The sequence below is a fragment of the Enterovibrio norvegicus FF-33 genome (assembly GCF_000286835.2).
Taxonomy (GTDB): domain Bacteria; phylum Pseudomonadota; class Gammaproteobacteria; order Enterobacterales; family Vibrionaceae; genus Enterovibrio; species Enterovibrio norvegicus_A.
This window is the reverse complement of record NZ_AJYD02000013.1, coordinates 768846-789199: the sequence shown is the minus strand read 5'-3', so window position 1 is coordinate 789199 and position 20354 is coordinate 768846. Positions and strand designations below refer to the sequence as shown.

General features: G+C 46.7%; 17 protein-coding genes and 8 tRNA genes. 8 read left to right on the top strand and 17 right to left on the bottom strand.

Features of this window, described 5'->3' with window-relative positions:
* The first annotated feature begins 378 nt into the window (after window positions 1-378).
* Window positions 379-735, top strand: a complete 357-nt coding sequence (locus tag A1OO_RS05865; protein ID WP_016958879.1) for a HopJ type III effector protein — start codon at window positions 379-381, stop codon at window positions 733-735.
* Window positions 736-832: 97 nt separating this feature from the next.
* On the opposite strand, the gene A1OO_RS05860 is transcribed toward A1OO_RS05865, so the two are convergent.
* The 13 genes from A1OO_RS05860 to A1OO_RS05800 form a co-directional block, all read right to left on the bottom strand.
* Window positions 833-1765 carry an exopolyphosphatase gene (locus A1OO_RS05860; RefSeq protein WP_017004908.1) on the bottom strand — a complete coding sequence of 311 codons (933 nt, stop codon included), beginning with the start codon at window positions 1763-1765 and terminating at the stop codon, window positions 833-835.
* A 169-nt stretch (window positions 1766-1934) separates the two neighbouring features.
* Window positions 1935-2903 carry an arginine deiminase-related protein gene (locus A1OO_RS05855; RefSeq protein WP_017004907.1) on the bottom strand — a complete coding sequence of 323 codons (969 nt, stop codon included), beginning with the start codon at window positions 2901-2903 and terminating at the stop codon, window positions 1935-1937.
* A gap of 192 nt (window positions 2904-3095) precedes the next feature.
* Window positions 3096-3590: an Lrp/AsnC family transcriptional regulator gene (locus A1OO_RS05850; protein WP_016958882.1), complete on the bottom strand. Its 495-nt coding sequence runs from the start codon at window positions 3588-3590 to the stop codon at window positions 3096-3098.
* Between the two features lie 241 nt (window positions 3591-3831).
* Window positions 3832-3908 (bottom strand) — tRNA-Met (locus A1OO_RS05845).
* A gap of 81 nt (window positions 3909-3989) precedes the next feature.
* Window positions 3990-4065: transfer RNA gene (locus tag A1OO_RS05840), tRNA-Gly, on the bottom strand.
* A 33-nt stretch (window positions 4066-4098) separates the two neighbouring features.
* Window positions 4099-4175 (bottom strand) — tRNA-Met (locus A1OO_RS05835).
* Window positions 4176-4254: 79 nt separating this feature from the next.
* Window positions 4255-4331: transfer RNA gene (locus tag A1OO_RS05830), tRNA-Met, on the bottom strand.
* 81 nt (window positions 4332-4412) lie between these two features.
* A tRNA-Gly gene (locus A1OO_RS05825) sits at window positions 4413-4488 on the bottom strand.
* Between the two features lie 33 nt (window positions 4489-4521).
* A tRNA-Met gene (locus tag A1OO_RS05820) sits at window positions 4522-4598 on the bottom strand.
* A gap of 79 nt (window positions 4599-4677) precedes the next feature.
* Window positions 4678-4753 (bottom strand) — tRNA-Gly (locus A1OO_RS05815).
* 4 nt (window positions 4754-4757) lie between these two features.
* Window positions 4758-4831, bottom strand: a tRNA-Cys gene (locus A1OO_RS05810).
* A 172-nt stretch (window positions 4832-5003) separates the two neighbouring features.
* Window positions 5004-5600, bottom strand: a complete 597-nt coding sequence (locus A1OO_RS05805) for an alpha-ketoglutarate-dependent dioxygenase AlkB family protein (protein ID WP_016958883.1) — start codon at window positions 5598-5600, stop codon at window positions 5004-5006.
* 215 nt (window positions 5601-5815) lie between these two features.
* Window positions 5816-7099, bottom strand: coding sequence for an NAD(P)/FAD-dependent oxidoreductase (locus A1OO_RS05800; protein WP_017004906.1), 1284 nt, complete (start codon window positions 7097-7099; stop codon window positions 5816-5818).
* Window positions 7100-7301: 202 nt separating this feature from the next.
* On the opposite strand from A1OO_RS05800, the gene A1OO_RS05795 reads away from it, so the two are divergent.
* A complete protein-coding gene (locus A1OO_RS05795; RefSeq protein WP_017004905.1) occupies window positions 7302-8345 on the top strand; it encodes an ABC transporter substrate-binding protein in 1044 nt (347 codons plus the stop codon).
* A 124-nt stretch (window positions 8346-8469) separates the two neighbouring features.
* Here A1OO_RS05795 and A1OO_RS05790 read toward each other — a convergent pair whose 3' ends face one another.
* On the bottom strand, window positions 8470-9201 hold the full coding sequence (locus tag A1OO_RS05790) for a sulfite exporter TauE/SafE family protein (RefSeq protein WP_017004903.1): 732 nt from the start codon (window positions 9199-9201) through the stop codon (window positions 8470-8472).
* Between the two features lie 160 nt (window positions 9202-9361).
* On the opposite strand from A1OO_RS05790, the gene ltaE reads away from it, so the two are divergent.
* The 4 genes from ltaE to A1OO_RS05770 all read left to right on the top strand — a co-directional run bounded on the left by ltaE (window position 9362) and on the right by A1OO_RS05770 (window position 14852).
* A complete protein-coding gene (gene ltaE, locus A1OO_RS05785) occupies window positions 9362-10372 on the top strand; it encodes a low-specificity L-threonine aldolase (RefSeq protein WP_017004902.1) in 1011 nt (336 codons plus the stop codon).
* Window positions 10373-10466: 94 nt separating this feature from the next.
* Complete coding sequence (locus A1OO_RS05780) at window positions 10467-11405, top strand: DUF808 domain-containing protein (RefSeq protein WP_017004900.1); 939 nt, start codon at window positions 10467-10469, stop codon at window positions 11403-11405.
* 111 nt (window positions 11406-11516) lie between these two features.
* Window positions 11517-12284 carry a 3-hydroxybutyrate dehydrogenase gene (locus A1OO_RS05775; RefSeq protein WP_017004898.1) on the top strand — a complete coding sequence of 256 codons (768 nt, stop codon included), beginning with the start codon at window positions 11517-11519 and terminating at the stop codon, window positions 12282-12284.
* A 201-nt stretch (window positions 12285-12485) separates the two neighbouring features.
* Window positions 12486-14852 (top strand): Lon protease family protein, encoded by a 2367-nt coding sequence (locus A1OO_RS05770; RefSeq protein ID WP_017004896.1) that lies wholly within the window; start codon window positions 12486-12488, stop codon window positions 14850-14852.
* A gap of 111 nt (window positions 14853-14963) precedes the next feature.
* Here the strand turns inward: A1OO_RS05770 and A1OO_RS05765 are convergent, their stop codons facing one another.
* From A1OO_RS05765 to A1OO_RS05755, 3 genes are all read right to left on the bottom strand, one after another.
* The gene (locus A1OO_RS05765; RefSeq protein ID WP_017004894.1) at window positions 14964-16349 is read right to left on the bottom strand and encodes a TRAP transporter large permease; all 1386 of its coding nucleotides are present in this window, start codon (window positions 16347-16349) and stop codon (window positions 14964-14966) included.
* Window positions 16336-16878 carry a TRAP transporter small permease subunit gene (locus A1OO_RS05760; RefSeq protein ID WP_016958892.1) on the bottom strand — a complete coding sequence of 181 codons (543 nt, stop codon included), beginning with the start codon at window positions 16876-16878 and terminating at the stop codon, window positions 16336-16338. Before A1OO_RS05760 ends, A1OO_RS05765 begins: the two co-directional genes overlap by 14 nt.
* Before the next feature lie 69 nt (window positions 16879-16947).
* The gene (locus A1OO_RS05755) at window positions 16948-18000 is read right to left on the bottom strand and encodes a TRAP transporter substrate-binding protein (protein ID WP_016958893.1); all 1053 of its coding nucleotides are present in this window, start codon (window positions 17998-18000) and stop codon (window positions 16948-16950) included.
* A 228-nt stretch (window positions 18001-18228) separates the two neighbouring features.
* Here A1OO_RS05755 and A1OO_RS05750 point away from each other — a divergent pair, with 228 nt between their 5' ends.
* Together A1OO_RS05750 and A1OO_RS05745 are read left to right on the top strand one after the other, a co-directional pair.
* Entirely contained in the window at window positions 18229-19602 is a 1374-nt protein-coding gene (locus tag A1OO_RS05750; protein WP_016958894.1) for a cache domain-containing protein, read from the top strand.
* A gap of 58 nt (window positions 19603-19660) precedes the next feature.
* The gene (locus A1OO_RS05745; protein WP_016958895.1) at window positions 19661-20311 is read left to right on the top strand and encodes a response regulator; all 651 of its coding nucleotides are present in this window, start codon (window positions 19661-19663) and stop codon (window positions 20309-20311) included.
* Window positions 20312-20354 lie beyond the last annotated feature (43 nt).

The window sequence follows — 20354 nt, the reverse complement described above, 5'->3', positions numbered from 1 at the left end:
AAACCACTCAGCCATCTCTCCGTTGTTGCCGCGAATATTAACGGCCTCCTCGGCACCTGTAAACATTTTTTTGGATTACTTTGCTTGTTCGTTGTTTTTAAAAGCACTTTGATGATTATCTCAGCAAAAACGCTTCTCATGTACCATTGAGAAGTAATATTTCACTTCTTTTTTTTATCACTCTGATTGACTCAGAACTTACGAAACCACAGTAATATCGGTGACAGCCCTTCCCTTTCTCGCCTCATCCTGATAGAAGTGATAATAATGGACACGCCACGTACAGTTTTTCGCGCAAATGATCCAATATCACAGTGAAAATATGGCTTTAATTATGCGTATCCGAACCCGTGACGCTTAATGATAATTAGGATAGAAATGCAACTTAACAATTTTTTGCTAAAACTCACCAACACACCTGAGCTTATCGAATTTGAAGATACCATGGCGGTGATTGATGGCTTGTACGACTTTTCCCCGAGCCAATTCGTCAATGGGAACTTAACCAACAAAGCTGGGCAGAACTCTGGGTCGTGTAAGATTCTCGCTTTTGGGAAGTTACATGGGCTTGATGAACGGTCAGTGGTTGCTTGTTTCGGTCGCTACTATAGAGAGGATGTTCTCGGTCACCCTGGTGGCAGTGATCACCAGAATATTCGGAATTTTGTGGTGAGCGGATGGAAGGGCGTTTCTTTTGATCGGTTACCGTTAACGCCAAAATTTTCTGTGGCATAGTCTTTCAGCGACTTAATCACTTTTGCGTTGTTTCAATGAATAACGACACAGGCTCTTTCAGTACGAGGCTGTGTCGTCAAACTCTCAATCTTGAGCATTACCCATCTTGATTGATTCTTACAATAAGCTCATCTTGCACCCGCGCTGCATTTTCATTAGGCACTTGGCAAGTCCCCGCATTCTCATGTCCGCCGCCATTATAGCTCAGCATTAATTCGCCGATGTTCGTTGTCGACGAACGATCAAATATTGATTTTCCACAGGCAAACACAGTATTTTGCTTTTTCAAACCCCAAAGCACGTGAACTGAGATGTTGCACTGTGGGAACACTGCATAAATTTCAAAGCGATTACCCGCCCAAATCGGATCTTCAAAACGAAGGTCAAGAATGACCAGATTGCCACATACCGACGCGCAGCGTCGAAGTTGTTCCTGAAACTTTTCTCTATGGCTAAAGTAAACGTCGACACGTTCTTTAACGTCTGGAAGCTCCATGATCTCTGCGATAGACTTATCTCGGCAATGTTCGATCAAATCCATCATAAGCTCGTAATTCGATATCCGAAACTCGCGAAAACGTCCCAACCCCGTGCGTGCATCCATAATGAAGTTTAGGAGACCCCACTCTTTTGGGTACAACACTTCATCTTTTGTGTATTGGGCGGAATCACCTTTGTCGACCTCTTCCATCATCTCGTCCCATTCACTTGGGAAGGTGTTTTCACCGCCAAAATACTTCCACACAACACGTGCTGCAGATGGTGCATCAGCGTCAATGATGTAATTGGCATTGAGATCCTGATTGCGAATTAGCTCTGATGCATGGTGGTCGATGCAAAGATGTGCATTGGCGTTATAGGGTAGATTTGTGGTGATGTCATATTCATTAATTTCAACCACGCCATCTTGCATATCTTTTGGGTGCACAAACTTTATCTCATCAATCAGATCAATGTGTTTGAGAAGTACCGCACACACTAACCCGTCGAAATCACTTCGGGTGATAAGACGGTATCGTCTTTCGGACATAACATTGCTCCTGTAAAGAGATTGGGCAAACCCCTTTTCACTAAATCGTATTTGTTCTTTGTTTAACACTCTCTTAAGAATAAGACGAATACCCAATTGTGCAACTTGTGAGGAGGATGTTATTCACGCAGATGATTGGAGAAAAAGAAAAAAAGCCGCATCGCGGCTTCTATTGAGGAAGGAAATTCTCGGCGAGCATGCACCTAACGCTGCCTCCTCCGATGGTTTCGATGGTGGACACGTCTATTGGCACCAGTTTTCCGTGCTGACGCAATACTCGCTTTTGTTCCAACGTAAACGCGTTATAGGCAGACAGTGACATCGCGATCAATCGTTCACCTTTATCGCTTTGCAGCTGAAGTATGTTACCGCAAAAATGTCCCATTTGTTCTTCAGTAATCGAGACCACATCTTTGGTCTTTTGCAGCGAGCCAAGCACTCGGCGACGTTCAAACTCTTCAATGATTTCATCACAGATCACTGCAAAACCTTCACCTACCGCCATCATCACATTTGTGTGATAAACAGGCGCACCAGATGACATTTGGGTATCAAAGAAAATAACATCGCGAAAACCTGCTCTATCGGCATACTCTTGAAGCAGTTGACGGTCGCAGCGAACTGAAAGGGCTGCGTAAACCGTGGCGTTGGTATGATCCATGATCATCACGCCAGTACTCTCTAAAAACGCATCAGGCGAACTCAGACTGCCAATTTCGAGTACCACTGGCGCATTAAAACCGGAAGTAACAAGTGCTTCCGTCAGCGTTTCTGGGCGGATTTCTCTACGGCGATTTTCACAAGCCATCGGAAATAAGTACAAATCTCCATTTGGCAAGGTTGAAAACCAGTTATTCGGAAAAACGGCATCGGGTGTTTCACCTTCGCTTGGCGAATAGTTCATCACAGTAACGTTAACGCCATGACCTCTCAGCAGCTCAACCATTTGATTGAATTCCTGCAAAGCTTTTCCACGCACCTGAATATCCGACAACGCCAATGATTTTTGGAATTCATTATCAGCACTGGTTTCAGTATTAAATTTAAAATCAACGGGTGGCACCATCACAACGGCATTGGTTGTATGTACCGCTTGGTTTTGAGAGTGGATCGTATCTCTCAGAATGGGTGCGATCATAAGAACACCTCAACATTTTATTAACATTATTGTTATGAGGTTCATTTTAGTCAGGGAATCGTGGGGAAGTTACCTAAATGAGACGATAATTCTCGTCTCTACTGGGGGTATTACCTCTAAAAAAGTCGATATACAGAAATAATAACCATGAGGCACAGATATTGCCCGTTACTTTGTCTTAACGTTTCGAGATCAAGACAAAGAAATCAACTCAGGGTTAATTCCTGCACTTCGCTTGTACTCGGCAATAACAATTTCACTTCGCGTTTGAATCACACCAGGGAGCTGGATGATTCGAGTAGACATAAATTGCTGATAGGCTTTGATATTCTTAACACGCACTTTGACCATGGCATCAAAGTCACCAGACAAGGAATAACACTCTTCGATCTCTGGAATTAACAATGCCGATTTGGCGAACTTATCAAAGATAGACAGGTTGGTCTGGTCCAAACGCATATGAATAAACACAACAACATCTAAGCCAAGCTTTTCTGCGGAAATATCCGCATGATAGCCGGAGATATAGCCCTCTCTTTCAAGCCGTTTGACGCGTTCGGAACACGGTGTAGTTGTAAGGTTTACACGCTTCGCGAGTTCCACAACAGGCAAGCGACCGTTTGTCTGAAGAATACGGAGAATTTCGATGTCGGTGCGGTCTAAGGAGACCACATTAGAAACAGCCATGCTACAACGTCCTTGTGGGAGAAATTACCTATCTGGGCTCTAACTATTAGGCGTTTTCACTGCAGCATAACGCTTTTACAACAATTGACAAAGTATTGCTGAAATCTGGTAGATACAAAAAAGCCCAGTCAAATGACTGGGCTTTCGAATTTGGTTGCGAGAACTGGGTTTTAACGGGCAAACCCTTTGCAACGGCCTGAGGGTTATGACAAAAACTTGCTATAACCACCGAGCTTAAATTTGGTTGCGGGAGCTGGATTTGAACCAACGACCTTCGGGTTATGAGCCCGACGAGCTACCAGACTGCTCCATCCCGCGTCCGATTAATCGTTCAAAGTACGATGTCAACTTGCCATGTCTAACATGGCTTCACTTTCGATAATATCGACAATGAAAATTTGGAGCGACACATCGGGTTCGAACCGATGACCTCAACCTTGGCAAGGTTGCGCTCTACCAGCTGAGCTAGTGTCGCAATATCAACCGTTTTTCAACGACTAATAAAATGTGGTTGCGGGAGCTGGATTTGAACCAACGACCTTCGGGTTATGAGCCCGACGAGCTACCAGACTGCTCCATCCCGCGTCCGATTAATCGTTCAAAGTACGATGTCAACTTGCTCTCCGTGAGAGCTTTATCTTCCGACGAATCGAAAGCTAAAATGTGGTTGCGGGAGCTGGATTTGAACCAACGACCTTCGGGTTATGAGCCCGACGAGCTACCAGACTGCTCCATCCCGCGTCCGATTAATCGTTCAAAGTACGATGTCAACTTGCCATGTCTAACATGGCTTCACTTTCGATAATATCGACAATGAAAATTTGGAGCGACACATCGGGTTCGAACCGATGACCTCAACCTTGGCAAGGTTGCGCTCTACCAGCTGAGCTAGTGTCGCAATATCAACCGTTTTTCAACGACTAATAAAATGTGGTTGCGGGAGCTGGATTTGAACCAACGACCTTCGGGTTATGAGCCCGACGAGCTACCAGACTGCTCCATCCCGCGTCCGATTAACCGTTCAAAGTACGGCGTAGACTTACTCTTCTTCAGAGTATTATCTTCCGACGTATCAGAAGACAAAATTTGGAGCGACACATCGGGTTCGAACCGATGACCTCAACCTTGGCAAGGTTGCGCTCTACCAGCTGAGCTAGTGTCGCAATATGGAGGCGCGTCCCGGAGTCGAACCGAGGTACACGGATTTGCAATCCGCTGCATAGCCACTCTGCCAACGCGCCTTTGTCCATTCGCATCTGGAAATTTCTTCCCGCTGCGGTATGGGTGGGCATTCTACGGATTCACGTGATCTAGTCAACACTATTTGATAAAAAAAAGTTCGTTCGCTCAAAATCACGGCAAAGACGACATAAATCAACCATTTCGAGCCTTTATTAGGCTGAATTTGGCCGACTAAATAATATTGCGGAAGGTGAGATTAACTCTGGGGCCTTTCATTTTCGCGGTTTTCGGGAGCGTATGCTGCCAATAACTCTGAGTTTTACCTGCCATTATGAGTAAGGAGCCTGATCCTAATTCAAACTCTCGCTTTTCTCCGGTATGAATATGCTTCAACACAAAACGGCGAGCCTCTCCGAACGTGAGTGAAGCAATACTTGGTTCAACCCCTAATTCAGGTTCATTGTCCTGATGCCATCCCATATAGTCTTGACCATCGCGATAGAGATTTGCCAATACCGAATTAAACACGGTGCCAGAAACGCGCTCACATCTGGATTTTAGTTGTTCGATAAGAGGGGGAAATCGAGCTGGGGAAAGCGTAAGACCGGAATAGGTATAACCACAGTCACCAAACCACGCCTGTAAACGCGGTTGTAGCACTTCACGTCCATACATTTTGATTGGGAGTTGTTGCCACGGCAATGTTGAAAGTAACGCATCAAAGAGTGTACTTGCTTCTGATTCATCCACGAAATCAGGCTGCCAGTAAAGTTTGCCATCAGGCAATGAAATCCAACCCGTCTGTTCAAAAAGATCGTTCTGATGCATTTCGCTCAACACTCGCCCTGCAGTTCATCAATACTGTAGCGAAAAGAAGCAGAAACAGCCACGTCTGTTCGCACGGTTCCAAGGCACTCATCAAAAGGACATATCATTTATTGTGCATGGTGATACTAACGCGAAGCCACTAAAGCTTTGCCATTAAAAAGGGAAGCAACGCTCCCCCTTCTCTATGACACACAAAATAACACGCAAAACTAAAGTTATTTCGCCAGAGCGTCTTCCAGTTGTGATTTCCAAATCGCAAGCGCTAGCGCAGGTTTACGCAAGACTTCTGGCGTCGGAATCCAACCTTGTTTGATACGTGAAAACACGTCGAAGCGCCCTGCTTGACCCGCCATTGCTTCTGCAACAACACGTCCAGCAATGTTAGTTAAGCCTACGCCGTGGCCAGTGTAACCATGGGCGGTATATATATCGTTACCCAGATGTGTGATTTCGGGCATGTAGCTGCGCGTCACAGCGAACAATCCGCCCCAATGGTATTCCATTTTCACATCAGACAATTGCGGGAACACTTTGAGCATGCGTTGACGCAAACGTTCCTGACTGTCCGAATACTCACCATTGAACGGATGATTAACACCACCAAACAAAATTCGTCCATCCGCAGTCGGTCGGAGGTAGTCCAAACAATTATTCAGATCCGACATCGCCATCTGATTAGTAATAGGTTGACGGTCTCCAAGCGGTTCAGTCACGGCTATATAAGAGGCAACCGGTAAGACTATAGATTGCGCTTTGCGGTTCAAACCATTGAGGTAGGCATTACAGGCAAGCAAAACCTGTTTGGCTTTTACACTACCCGTGGCGGTTTTAACTGTGTTGATTCCCGCCCCTTTTTCAATCTTGATGACAGGGCTATTTTCGTAAATTTCCGCACCTGAAGAAATTGCCGCTTGTGCAAGGCCAAGGGTGTAATTCAGGGTGTGAACATGCCCACTATTTGGATCGAACAAACCACCAAGATATCGACGCGTGTTCGCCACTTGTTCGATTTTGTCCGTATCCCACCACTGAGCGACAGGATAGTTATAGCGTCCATGTTTCAGCGCATGCCACGATTTCAGTTCTTCTTCTTGGCCTTTGTTCAGCGCCAGTTCGATGTAACCTTGTTGAAAGTCACAATCAATGTTGAACTCTTGGATACGCTCACGAATGATATCGATGGATTCAACGGAAAGATCCCACAGCTGCTTACCCCATTCTGGGCCATAAGTTTCATCAACTTCACGCAGACCAAGGCAATAGCCCACAAGCGCCTGTCCACCATTACGCCCAGAACCGCCAAATGCAATGCGTTGCCCTTCTAGCACAACGACGCTCATTCCCTTCTTACGAAGTTCGATCGCCGCATTCGTGCCTGTCAGCCCTCCGCCAATAATGCAAACATCCGCTTGGATATCGTTAGTCAATGTTGGCTGTTCAGGCAATACATTTGCCGTCGCTTGGTAGTAGCTGTCGATATACCCGTTTTCTGTTGCCATCTTGTGACTCAATCCTGCATGAGTAGAAAAAAAAGACGGCGAATAGTCGCACTCCTCCACAGCACTAGCAAGGAGATTTGCTGCCGTTGGTAAGAAACAGAAATTGTTACTTTTTAAACTGATTTCTGATTGACACTGGTGGCAATACTTTTGATGATGCGCGTTCAAATTTCGGCTTGGTATAGCCTTACAGGGAAACACAATGAACCTAAATCTTAAAGGGGTGAAAGCGGCGAGCATCGCACTTACCGCAACTGTATCTTTCGGCGTTTCAGCAAACAACGAAGTACTTAACATCTACAACTGGGCAGAATACATGCCCATGGAAGTCATTGCGGCTTTTGAAAAGGAATACGGTGTTAGGGTTAACTATTCAACGTTTGAAAACAATGAATCCATGTATACCAAGCTAAAATTGCTTAACGGTAAAGGCTACGACCTCGCATTCGCGTCGACGTACTTTATCGAGCGCATGAGCAACGAAGGCATGCTGGCAAAAATCGACAAATCTAAAATCCCGCATGTTAAAGACATCATTCCTGGCTTAATGGGTCAGCCTTTCGATAAGAACAACGATTATTCACTGCCATATATTTGGGGCGTCACAGGTATCAGCTACAACGGTGACATCGTTGATGGAAGCAACGTCACTAAATGGACGGATTTGTGGAAGCCTGAGTTTTCCGGTCAAATCATGCTGCTTGATGATGTACGCGACGTGTTTGGCATGGCTTTGAAAGCCAAAGGTTACAGCATCAACACCACCAACGAAGCTGAAATCAAAGAAGCTTTCGAGATGCTAAAAGACCTTCGTCCAAGCGTCGTTGTTTACAATTCAGATGCGCCTCACGTGCCGTTTGTCACGGGCGAAGTAGGCATTGGTCAGCAATGGAACGGCAATGCCTACATGGCCCAAGCTGAAATGGATAACATCGAGTTTGTGTATCCTGAAGAAGGGTCAATTTTGTGGATGGATAACTTCATCATTCCCAAAGGCGCGGAGAAGATAGATCTGGCTCATCAGTTTATTGATTTTCTGTATCGTCCAGAGAACCAAGCAGCCATGGTCGAAGAACTTGGCTACCCTGCTCCAAGTAAACGCGCGAAAGAAAAACTGTCCGCTGAATACACAGAGAACAATGTTATCTTCCCAACGGATAGTGATGTGGAGAAAGGTGAATTCACCAATGACGTTGGCGATGCCGTACGCATTTACAACCGCTACTGGCAACAGCTAAAAAGCTAATCCCCTGGCGTCAGTGACGTCTGGTTACGTAAATAGTGAAGCTCAAAGCATGCACGAATAAAAACCGCAGTTTAGGCTGCGGTTTTTGTTTATCTGTATCTGTTTGTCTGCTTCGAGTTACTGCTTATTGAGACTTGAAAAAAAGCAGATGTGCCGCGCTAAGTGATATTGCACACCGGACGATGACTTTAAGTTGATCCGCTGAAATCTTCGCAAAAACTTTGTAGCCAATAAACATGCCCACAAATAATGCAGGCAAACCCACTGCACTGGCTTCGAGCGTTTCCATGTTCACAAGCCCAAGGCTGATCAAACCCACCATCTTAAGTATATTCAGCGTCAAAAACGCCCAAACACGGGTGGCAACGTAAGCGTGTTTTTCCATTTTCTGCTCGAGCAAAAACAACCCCATCAATGGCCCCGCTGCATTGGCAAGCACACCGACAAATCCACAAAGGCCACCAGCAATACCTGCGGCATATCGATGGGAGAATATCGGTAAAGGATGGTAATCAAGCCAAAGTGACAGGCCAAGCAAAGAAAATATGAGCACGCCAAGCATGGTCATAAAGGTGCTCGAATCAATGCTCCCCAATACATAGGTACCAAGCATCACACCAATGGCGCCAAAAGGCAGTAATTTCGCCAGCACACCCCAATTGATATTTTTGCGGTAAGTCATCACAGCAACGAAGTCAGTGAGAAGATATAGCGGGACGATCACCCCAAGTGCTTCAGGCCCAGGGAAGGCCAGCATCATGAGAGGAAGAATAATCAGGCCAAGCCCACCTATGGAGAATTTAGAAAAACCTGTCACCAAACACGCGAGCGAGATAAATAGCCACGACATCTCCATTGTTGTTCCTTTTAATGCCTTCCGTTATGCCAATCAACATCAAATATTGAATGGCTCAACATATAGACGTGGGCGAAATTCGCTATGTTTTGTAATTACTTTTTGAGCGATCAGGAGTAGTCTTGTCGTTCGATCATAGTAGTAATCAGGATAGTTTGGAATGATTGATTTTCGCTCAGATACAGTAACCCAACCGGACCAAAAAATGCGTGATGCCATGGCGAATGCGCCAGTGGGTGACGACGTTTATGGTGATGACCCAACAGTCAACGAATTAGAACGTTGGGCAGCAGAACGACACGGTTTCGAGTCTGCGGTTTTTACATCTTCTGGCACACAAGCAAACTTGCTCGGTATTCTTGCACACTGTGATCGTGGTGACGAATACCTGTGCGGGCAACAAGCACACAATTACAAATATGAAGCAGGTGGTGCAGCTGTGCTTGGTTCTGTCCAGCCTCAGCCTATCGAAAACAACAAAGATGGCACTCTTTGCTTTGAAAAACTGGCATCAGCCGTCAAACCGGACGATGTCCACTTTGCACGCACAACATTGTTGAGTCTTGAAAACACCATCGGCGGAAAAGTTCTCCCGATGAGCTATTTGGCACAAGCACGTGAGTTTGCCAACAAGCACAAGCTTAAGCTGCATTTGGATGGCGCCCGTGTTTATAACGCCTCTGTTGCGCTTGAAGTCGATATCAAAGAAATCAGTCAACATTTCGATTCTATGACCATCTGCCTATCTAAAGGCCTAGGTGCGCCAATCGGCTCGCTTCTTCTAGGTGATGCGGATTACATTCAGCGCGCGCGTCGTCTGCGTAAAATGGTCGGTGGCGGTATGCGCCAAGCGGGTATTCTTGCGGCGGCGGGCATGATTGCATTGACCGAAAACGTTGAACGTCTCAAAGATGACCATGACAACGCGCGATACCTGTCGGAGAATCTAGGGGCAATTCAGGGTTTCAATACCTTTATCTATCCCGTGCAAACGAACATTGTCTATGCTGATGTTGCGTCTCACATTGATATTCATGCCATTGCGAGCCAACTGAAAGAACACGGTATCTTGGTGTCGCCAGCGCACAAAGCGATGCGTTTTGTTACGCATAAAGACGTAACAAAAGCAGATATCGACAAACTGCTATCAGCCATCGAGCAGCAATTGTAACGCTCTTGATGCGGTAACAATGTATACCCAAACAAGTGACAACAAACTAGAGGCGGTTTTCCGCCTCTAATCATATGTGATGAGGAGACATCCCATGGCTGGAGCTAGCCTGCTTACCTTGCTCGATGACATTGCGACCATCCTTGATGATGTCGCACTCATGAGCAAAATGGCCGTAAAGAAAACGGCGGGTGTCTTGGGTGACGACTTGGCATTGAATGCAGAGCAAGTCTCGGGGGTAAAAGCAGACCGAGAATTGCCTGTGGTTTGGGCGGTCGCCAAAGGGTCCCTTCTCAATAAACTTATTTTGGTACCTGCTGCCCTCGCAATCAGTGCGATCGCCCCGTGGCTTATCACTCCGCTATTGATGCTAGGTGGATTGTTTCTTTGCTTTGAAGGCGCAGAAAAGATTATTCACACCTTTTTCCATAAGAAGGACAAAGATAAAGCACACACACCGACACCTGAAGATACCGATTTTAACACTGCCACATTAAACGCCGCCGAGTACGAAGCACAAAAGGTCAAAGGTGCCATTCGCACTGATTTTATCTTATCAGCCGAAATTATCGTCATCACCTTAGGCGTCGTTTCTGGCAGTGATTTCCCTACCCAAGTGATCACACTGTTTGGCATCGCCTTTATCATCACGATTGGCGTCTATGGTTTGGTGGCGATCATCGTCAAAATCGACGACGCGGGTTTATACCTGAGCAAAAAAAGCGGCGCAATTATCCAAGCGATCGGTCGTGGCTTGTTAGGATTCGCTCCAATATTAATGAAGGGCCTCTCTATAGTGGGCACTATTGCGATGTTTTTGGTGGGTGGTGGCATTCTGACACATGGCGTGCATTTACTGTCTGAATGGATCGGTGATGCCGCGCAGGAAACTGCGTTAATCCCTTCATTAGGCAATATCATTTCCGCGGTGCTGCCAACGTTACTTCATGGCCTTATCGGGTTAATCGCAGGTGTGATCGTAGTGGGTATTGTTTCGCTGATCGGCAAACTAAAACCCAGTAAAGCCCATTAAGAAATAAGCAAAATCTCCAATTTCTTGCAGCCATTGCGTAATACTGCGGATTGACGCTGTCGTGACTCGCGCTTAGTTTAAATAGATTATCTAACGTTATGGAGAACACGGATGGCAGCAAAACATGTTTTTATCACTGGTGGCGCAAGCGGTATTGGCTTTGGTATGGCGCAAGGTTTTGCACAGGCGGGTTACCGCGTCACCCTCTCTGATATCAACACCAGCGCACTAAGCGAAGCGGTTGATACGCTCAAGCGCGATTTTGATGCGCCCGTGCAGGGCATTACACTCGATGTCACCGATCCCAAGCACATTGCGAGCGCACCCGATCGTGCGGGTGAGCCTGTCGACATACTGATCAACAATGCAGGCATTCAGTTTGTATCGGCTTTGGAGACATTTCCAGAAGATAAATGGCGACTGATTATCGACATATTACTCACGGGTCCTGCGATGTTAACCAAGGCTTTTCTACCGCAAATGTACGAGCAAAATTTTGGACGGATTATCAACGTAGGTTCCATTCACAGCTTAGTCGCCTCCCCCTATAAATCCGCGTATGTGTCGGCTAAACATGGCCTGCTGGGCTTTTCAAAAACCATCGCTCTTGAAAGCGCAGAGCATGACGTTACTATCAATACGCTTTGCCCTTCTTATGTCAAAACACCCTTGGTTGAAAACCAAATCCTCGCACAGGCACAGACTCACCAAATCAGCGAAGAAGACGTCATTAATACCATCATGCTTAAGCCCATGCCCAAAAAAGCATTTATTGCCCTTCGCGAGTTAACCGATACCGCGCTTTTTCTCAGCTCACCAAGTGCCAAAAACATCACAGCACAAGCCATTGCTATCGACGGTGGATGGACGGCGCATTAACTTTCGATAACAAAAAACGCACAACCTAACTACCCAAACGCCATCAGCATGAACGTTTTTTGCGCACTTGTTCACCTTATACAGGTGAATAAAGTGCGCCAGCCCACATTGCCAACACGTCCTCCCTTCTTTATCTCAAAATCAGTAAGTTAACAGCGCTACACTGGTTCTATACAAAGAAATCAGTGTAAGGAGAGCGCTATGACACACTCACCACTAACCAGTGACAAGCTCTATCGCACTTCACAGCTCAACCGACTCAACGTTTCTTCTACTAAGCATCTTGAGCCATTGGACGAAATCGTCGGCCAAGATCGGGCACGTCAAGCCGTTGAGTTCGCGATGTCGATTCAAGAAAAGGGCTACAACATCTATGCGGTAGGTCAGAATGGCCTTGGCAAACGCACCATGGTGATGCGTTATCTTGGTCGCCATTGGCAGTATAGCCACCCTGTTTACGATTGGTGTTATGTCGCCAACTTTCAGGATTCACGCATGCCAAGCGTACTGCAATTACCTACAGGCAGGGGCTTGAAGCTCAAGAAAGACATTGAGAAGCTCATGGCAAGGCTGAGTAATTCCCTGCCAATGGCCTTCGACAATGAGATGTACTACTCACGCGCCGACATCCTAAAAAATCGCTTAGCCGAACAGCAAGAAGGCGCGTTGGAAGAACTGAGCGAAAGTGCAAAAACACAAAACATTAGCCTTTCTATCACGGCCACCGGTGACTATCAGTTCATTGCATTAGACGGTGAAGAGCCGCATACCGAAGAAACCTTTGATGCCTTGCCAGAAAAAGAGCAAGCGCAGTTCGATACCGTGATCCGTGAGCTGGAAGTACAGCTTCGTGGGTTAGTGCGTAAGCTGACCGAATGGGAAGAGCAATACGCCGAGAAGCAACTCAAACTGGATGAAGAAGTCGCCACAGACGTCGTTTCTCACGTGTTTAAGAAAATTGTCGATGTCTATCAAGATTTGCCTCAGGTGAAAAAATACCTCAAGGCAATGCAAGGTGATATCGTCGAAAATCTCGATATTTTCCTGCAAGAAAGTGAAGAGCAAGCAGGGTTGGCTTATGCCGCACTGGATAAAAAGCTTCCCCGTCGCTACCAAGTCAACGTGTTGGTCGATCAAGATGAAGATGTGCCTCCTATTATCGTTGAAGACAGCCCTACGTATCACAATATTTTCGGTTACGTGGAAAATGCCACTTACAAAGGCACAGTGTTTACTGACTTCTCCTTAATTCGCCCGGGAAGTATCCATCGCGCAAATGGCGGTGTGTTACTTATCGATGCCGTCAAAGTGTTGGAACGCCCTTATGTGTGGGACGGCTTAAAGCGTGCTTTAAGCTCGCGTAAAGTCAGCCTGAGTTCACTGGAACGAGAAATCACCCTCAGTGGCACCATCTCTCTCGAACCAGAGCCGATTCCACTGAACGTCAAAATCATTCTGTTTGGCGATTACAAAACGTACGCGCTACTACAACATTACGACCCGGAATTCAGCGAACTGTTCCGTGTGACGGCAGACTTTGAAGACGACATGCCGCGAAACGATGACAGCGAACTAAAATACGCAAAGTTCATCTCCAGCATATGCCACGATAATAGCCTCCTGCACTGCGATCAGGGCGCGATTGGTCGCATTATCGAGCACAGTTCTCGTCAATCTGGCGATCAGGACAAACTGTCTCTGCACTCATCAGACATTGCCAACTTACTGCGTGAATCTAACTACCAAGCACGCAGCGGTAAATCCAACCTTATCCGTGCATCTCATGTCGAAAAAGCACTGGCGAGCCGCGATATGCGTGTTAGTCGTCTGCGCGATTACGTGATGGAAGGCTTTACGACAGGCACAACCCTGATAGACACCCACGGGTCGAAAGTCGGCCAAGTGAATGCACTGTCGGTGCTCACTACCAACGATTTCAGTTTTGGCGCACCGAACCGCATTACGGCAACGACATCGTTTGGCGAGGGTGACGTACTGGACATAGAGCGAAGCGTTAAGCTAGGTGGCAATATTCACTCCAAAGGGGTCATGATCCTCACCGCTTATCTTTCGTCATTATTAGGTAAAACAGCAAAAATCCCACTGACTACGCGAATCACGTTTGAGCAATCTTATGGTGGTGTCGATGGTGACAGTGCATCAATGGCGGAGTTCTGTGCCGTGGTTTCTGCCATTTCTGGCGTGCCATTGCGACAGGATTTATCCATTACCGGTTCCATGAACCAATTTGGTCAATCGCAGCCCATCGGTGGCGTGAACGAGAAAATCGAAGGCTTCTTCGATGTTTGCACCCTCAAAGGCCCGAAAGCCACTCAAGGTGTGATCATTCCTCGCTCTAACGCGCATAACTTAATGCTGCGTAAAGACATCATCCATGCCGTCGAAAAAGGCCAGTTCCACATCTATGTCATTGAGCATGTGAGTGAAGCCATCGAATTGTTCACGGGGATGCCCGCAGGTAAGTTAGATCCAAAAGGCAAGTTCAAATCAGGTACCGTGCTTCACGAAGCGTTCAAGCAACTCGAAGCACTACGAAGTGATGACTAGCTCAACGCTGTCATTAAAATAGCTAAACGCTAACCGAAAAAGAGGCCGACATCATGTCGGCCTCTTTTATTGGATTATCCATCTACCTATATTGTCGTCAGCACAGTGTGATTACCCATAGGCAATTGATGGTAACCAAAGTATCAAATTGGGCCACATCACCAAGACCACCAAGGCAATTAGCTGAAGAATGATAAAAGGTACGACGCCTTTATAGATATCCATCAGCTTCACTTCCGGCGGACACACCCCTTTTAGGTAAAACAAAGCAAACCCAACGGGCGGTGTCAGAAAACTGGTTTGCAATGCCATCGCAACCAACATCACGAACCATACCAGTTCAGCATTATCCAACCCCGGATACGTACCGATATCCAGATCGAGACCCATCACGACAGGCGCCAGTAATGGCAACACAATCAAGGTGATTTCAATCCAATCGAGAAAGAAGCCGAGCAGGAAAATGACCAATAGAATGAAAGCGACAATGCCATAAGGGCCAAAGGGTAAGGCCTCAAACGCTTGCTCGATAAATTCATCCCCACCCAATTCACGAAGCACCAGTGCAAAACACGTTGCACCGATAAATATCGCAAAAATGTACGCCGTGGTTTTGTAGCTATCCAGCAAAACATCTTTCAGCACAGCCAGCGAGAAACGCTTGTAATACATCGCGAGTAAAATCGCACCAAACGCCCCAACACCAGACGCTTCTGTCGGCGTCGCAATACCTGCGAAAATCGACCCCAGTACTGCAATGATCAGTGCAAAGGTTGGCACAATCGCTTTGGCCACATCTTTGATCACCTCCCAATCAGCGCGTTTTGCGTTTTCTGGCAGTGGCGCAGATTGCGGTTTCAACACACCAATCAGGAGCAAATAGACAATGTAGATAGCACCCAGCATCAGACCTGGGAACATCGCACCCATGAACAAATCACCCACAGACAAGCCAAGCTGATCTGCCATGATCACTAGCATGATCGATGGAGGTAACAAGATCCCCAGAGTTCCCGCAGAAGCAACCGTACCCAGTGCCAAAGGCAAACTGTAACCTTGCTTGATCATGGCCGGTAAAGACATGGTCGCCAGCAATACGACCGACGCACCGATGATCCCTGTTGAAGCCGCAAGGATAATACCAATCGCCATCACGGAGATCGCCAGCCCACCTCGGACACGACCAAACAATGCTTGCATCGCTTGCATCAATCGGTCCGCGACACCGGATCTGTCGAGCATATTCCCCATAAAGATAAACATGGGTAGCGCCACCAATATCCAGTTATCCATGATTTTGAATAAACGGTTAACCACCAAACCCAGCGTGGTGAAATCTAAGCCCGTCCATGTATCAAAATACAGGTCACTGTAGTAACCAATGATGGCAAATGCGACGCCTACCCCGCCCAAGACCCAAGCAACAGGAATGCCGATAAAAAGGAGCAAAACAAAACTACCGAACATCGCCAGAATAAGAATTTCATTTGCTTCCATGCGAGCCTCCCTGACGCAACAAGGCGACAGCGCGAAGTAGCCGAGCAAAACTGGCGAATGCCAACAGCGCAACACTAAATGGAATGGCAGATTTGATTAGCCAGCGCCAAGGTAATCCTGACGGTGCATTAGATCGTTCATCGACACGCCATGCTTCATAAACAAAGTCGAGTGAAGGAATGAAAATCACGTAGGCGAATGGCCAAACAAAAAACAGAACGGTGATGATTTCAACCCACGCTTTCTTTCTTGCCGAAAAGCGGTGATAGAAGATATCGACCCTCACATGAGTGCCGGTGATTTCGGCGTAAGACAACCCGAATAAAACGCCAATGGCGTAGAGATGCCATTGCAGTTCTTCTAAGGCAATCTGGCCGTTATTAAAGACCTTACGAAGCACTACCTGCGTGATGATAACCGCAATCAATAACAGATAGCTCCAAGCAAAAGTGCGCCCGACGATACGAACGACTTGCTCAATGCTGTCTGCAAGCGGTGAAGCAGGAAGCGAGTGAGAAGGCTGGGTCATGATGTGCTCCTTCACCCAGGTTAAAACGAATAAACGGGCAGCGTCCTGCTGCCCGAAACCACAGGGGTCTTAATTGCGAGGAAGGAAACCTTTTGATGCCCAGATTTGGTAGTTCTGGCGGAAGTCAGACATATCTTTCCACACCTTGTTGAAGTAAGGATCCGCTTTTTGCTCCTCTACCACGTCTAGCCATGTGGTTTGGAACAGGTTCAGCATGTCGTCATTCCAATAGCGAAGTTCAACGCCCTGCTCTTGGGCTTTTTGCATCGCTTCAAACTGCATTGACTCACCTTCAGCAATGGAGTTGGTCATTGATGCTAGGCACAACGTTTCAATCCCGGCTTGTTGGTCTTCATCCATCTTATTCCACGTGTCTTTGTTGATCAGAAGCTCAAAGACAGTGGCTTGCTGGTGCCAACCGGGGAAGTAGTTATATTTGACGATTTTATGAAAGCCTAAACGTTGATCGATGGCTGGCTGAGAAAACTCGCTGGCATCAATGGCTCCTTTCTCTAACGCACCAAAGATCTCACCGCCCGGCAGCTGCACCGTACCTACACCCAGTTTCTCCATGACTTGACCGCCAAGACCAAAGAAACGCATGGTTAACCCTTTCAGATCTTCCGGTTTGTCGATTGGCTTTTTGAACCAGCCCGAGGTCTCTGGCGAGATAATGGCGCACGGCAGCACTTTCACGTTATAGCCTGCTTCGTCATACATGCCTTGATAGAGCTTCAAGCCATTACCGTAAAACAACCACGCCATATATTCCGGTGCTTCAGGACCAAAAGGCACTGCAGAAAACAACGCTGCCGCCGGCATTTTTCCTTGCCAATAGCCAGCGGTCGCATACCCAGAATTCACTTTGCCACTGGAAACTGCATCAAGAATTTCTAGCGGTGCAACCAGTTTACCCGGCTCATACACTTTCATCTTGATGGTGTTTCCAGTGACAGGCTGAATACGTTCAGACACCCATTTGATCGGCGTACCGAGTGCCGGCAAATGCGTACCAAACGCAATCGGGGTTTTCAGCAATATTTTGTCTGCCAATGCAGAACCTGAAACGCAAAGTGTCGCGATGGCAATAGCTTTTAAAGTCGTCGAGATTGGCCTATTCATTGTCCACTCCTTGGTGCGCAGCATCACTGTTTAGGATGTATTGTGTTGCTGCTTTTCTGGTTGAGGTTTACAGCACATTGAGACTGTTAATAATTTGTTACCGTCTAGACTATCCCTGCAACTTAGAAAAAAATATCAGTTAGAAAACGGACTTACTGTCCATAGGATTGCGTAATAGGGCTACGTAGTTTCACGTAGCCGAGTGAAAACCTAACAACAAACGGAATTATGTTGACGACGTTATCAGGCATGAGCATGCCCATTCGGATCAAAATATTGATTCTGGCGATGCTGCCGTTGCTATTGATGTTTGGGCTAATTATTGGATTAGTGGTGATCCAATCTGACACCCTGTCTAAAAATCAGGCGAATTTAATCCGTTCTGAAACCTTACTGTCTAAGAAACAAGAACTGCTCAAATACGTCGAACTGGCTCGTGCTTCTATTGCACCAATTTATGACAGCGCTAACGAAAATGATGACAACGCCAAGCAAGCTGTCATCGATATATTGAATAATCTCACTTTCGGAGAAGACGGGTACTTCTTCGCTTACACCTATGATGGCACCAACCTCGTGTTGCCTTATCAACCTGAAATGGTGGGTCAAAACATCTGGGATGTGGAAGACAATCGCGGTTTCAAATTGCTACAAGCCTTGATACTCAGCGCCCAACAAGGGGGTGGTTTTGTTGAGTACTACTGGCATAAACCATCAAGAAAAGAACAAGTCAAAAAGCTGAGTTATGCGATTGGGCTGGACAAGTGGGGCTGGATGGTTGGCACGGGTGTATACATTGATGATATCGACACCCAGGTCACATCGGTACATGGAAAAATAGACGAAACCATCAGCAAGACCTTCATTGGTCTCGGCATTGCGCTGATTATCACCATCGGTATTGTGGCCAGCCTTGCCACCAGTATTCATATTAGTGCGCGAGAATTGGCGGACCAAAAGCTACAAGCTTTGAATCGGCAACTGATTGAATCTCAAGAAGAGGAAAGAACACGGGTTGCCCGCGAACTGCATGATGGCATCAACCAAATTCTGGTCTCAGTGAAATACCGTCTAGACAGCATTAAAGATGCGAAAACCAATGAAGAACGAAATCAAAATGTCGCGCTGGGCCAAGCCACGCTCAATGAAGCCGTCAGAGAACTCAGACGTATCTCAAAAGATTTACGCCCTGCCCTGTTGGACGACTTGGGCTTACTTGCCGCTTTGGACGATCTGGCCAAAGAAGTGACTGAACGTTCAGGAATGCATGTGATTTTTGAACATCATCTCAATATGGACGAGGTGTCAAAGTCTGCCGAAATCACCCTCTATCGTGTGGCTCAGGAAGCACTGCACAATGCCGAAAAGCATGCACACGCAAAAGCCGTCGACATTATCCTTCAACAAGAGGAAGGTGAAATTGTATTGACCATTGCAGATGACGGTGTTGGCTTTGAAGACATCAAGGTGAGCCATAATGCGCAATCAATGGGATTGAAAAATATGCGCGAGCGTATTGAGAATTTGGATGGGATTTTTTCTATCAGCAGCCTAATCGATCAAGGTACTGAAGTCAGAGCCATTCTTCCCATTGCACATTAGAGGCGCTCGCAAGGATTGCTAAGGAAGAAAAGATGGCAAATCAACAAGGAGAGAACCAATGACCACGCTTTTACTCGCAGATGATCATGTGCTGCTTCAGGATGGACTGATAGAACGACTGTCCAGGCAACCTCAGTTCAGCATACTCGGGGCAGCTAACGACGGCGATAGTGCCATTGATAAAGCCCTCTCTCTCAAGCCAGATATACTCCTCACGGATATTTCCATGCCCCATAAATCAGGACTGGAAGTACTCTCCGTATTGAGAGACAAAGCGCCTGAGATCAAAGTGGTGATCCTCAGCATGCACAACAACAAAGAGTACATCATGACCGCGATGCGTGGTGGCGCAAAAGGTTATGTATTGAAAGACGTATCCTCACAGGAGCTGGTACAAGCTCTCGATATTATCGCCAATGGCGGTTCTTATTTTAGTGCTGGAGTGTCAGAAACTCTCATGGAAAGCATGAGCGAATTAGAGAATAAAGATCACGATGACATCCTTCCTACCCCCCGAGAAAAAGATGTACTGATCCTCATCGCCAATGGTGCCTGCAACAAAACCATTGCCCGAGAATTAGACATCAGTGTTCGAACGGTTGAAACCCACCGTCTTCGCGTCAAAAAGAAACTTGGGGTCACATCAACCGCAGGGTTAGTCAAATACGCGTTTGAACAAGGCTGGGTAAATCAAAGCGGAAATGATTGAGGCATAGCAACATGGCAAGCAAGCTTGCTCACTATTGCCCAGA

Bases quoted from the DNA above. Each gene is read 5' to 3' on its own strand.
- A1OO_RS05865 (WP_016958879.1), top strand. From the start codon at position 379: ATGCAACTTAACAATTTTTTGCTAAAACTCACCAACACACCTGAGCTT.
- A1OO_RS05860 (WP_017004908.1), bottom strand. From the start codon at position 1,765: ATGTCCGAAAGACGATACCGTCTTATCACCCGAAGTGATTTCGACGGG.
- A1OO_RS05855 (WP_017004907.1), bottom strand. From the start codon at position 2,903: ATGATCGCACCCATTCTGAGAGATACGATCCACTCTCAAAACCAAGCG.
- A1OO_RS05850 (WP_016958882.1), bottom strand. From the start codon at position 3,590: ATGGCTGTTTCTAATGTGGTCTCCTTAGACCGCACCGACATCGAAATT.
- A1OO_RS05805 (WP_016958883.1), bottom strand. From the start codon at position 5,600: ATGCATCAGAACGATCTTTTTGAACAGACGGGTTGGATTTCATTGCCT.
- A1OO_RS05800 (WP_017004906.1), bottom strand. From the start codon at position 7,099: ATGGCAACAGAAAACGGGTATATCGACAGCTACTACCAAGCGACGGCA.
- A1OO_RS05795 (WP_017004905.1), top strand. From the start codon at position 7,302: ATGAACCTAAATCTTAAAGGGGTGAAAGCGGCGAGCATCGCACTTACC.
- A1OO_RS05790 (WP_017004903.1), bottom strand. From the start codon at position 9,201: ATGGAGATGTCGTGGCTATTTATCTCGCTCGCGTGTTTGGTGACAGGT.
- ltaE (WP_017004902.1), top strand. From the start codon at position 9,362: ATGATTGATTTTCGCTCAGATACAGTAACCCAACCGGACCAAAAAATG.
- A1OO_RS05780 (WP_017004900.1), top strand. From the start codon at position 10,467: ATGGCTGGAGCTAGCCTGCTTACCTTGCTCGATGACATTGCGACCATC.
- A1OO_RS05775 (WP_017004898.1), top strand. From the start codon at position 11,517: ATGGCAGCAAAACATGTTTTTATCACTGGTGGCGCAAGCGGTATTGGC.
- A1OO_RS05770 (WP_017004896.1), top strand. From the start codon at position 12,486: ATGACACACTCACCACTAACCAGTGACAAGCTCTATCGCACTTCACAG.
- A1OO_RS05765 (WP_017004894.1), bottom strand. From the start codon at position 16,349: ATGGAAGCAAATGAAATTCTTATTCTGGCGATGTTCGGTAGTTTTGTT.
- A1OO_RS05760 (WP_016958892.1), bottom strand. From the start codon at position 16,878: ATGACCCAGCCTTCTCACTCGCTTCCTGCTTCACCGCTTGCAGACAGC.
- A1OO_RS05755 (WP_016958893.1), bottom strand. From the start codon at position 18,000: ATGAATAGGCCAATCTCGACGACTTTAAAAGCTATTGCCATCGCGACA.
- A1OO_RS05750 (WP_016958894.1), top strand. From the start codon at position 18,229: ATGTTGACGACGTTATCAGGCATGAGCATGCCCATTCGGATCAAAATA.
- A1OO_RS05745 (WP_016958895.1), top strand. From the start codon at position 19,661: ATGACCACGCTTTTACTCGCAGATGATCATGTGCTGCTTCAGGATGGA.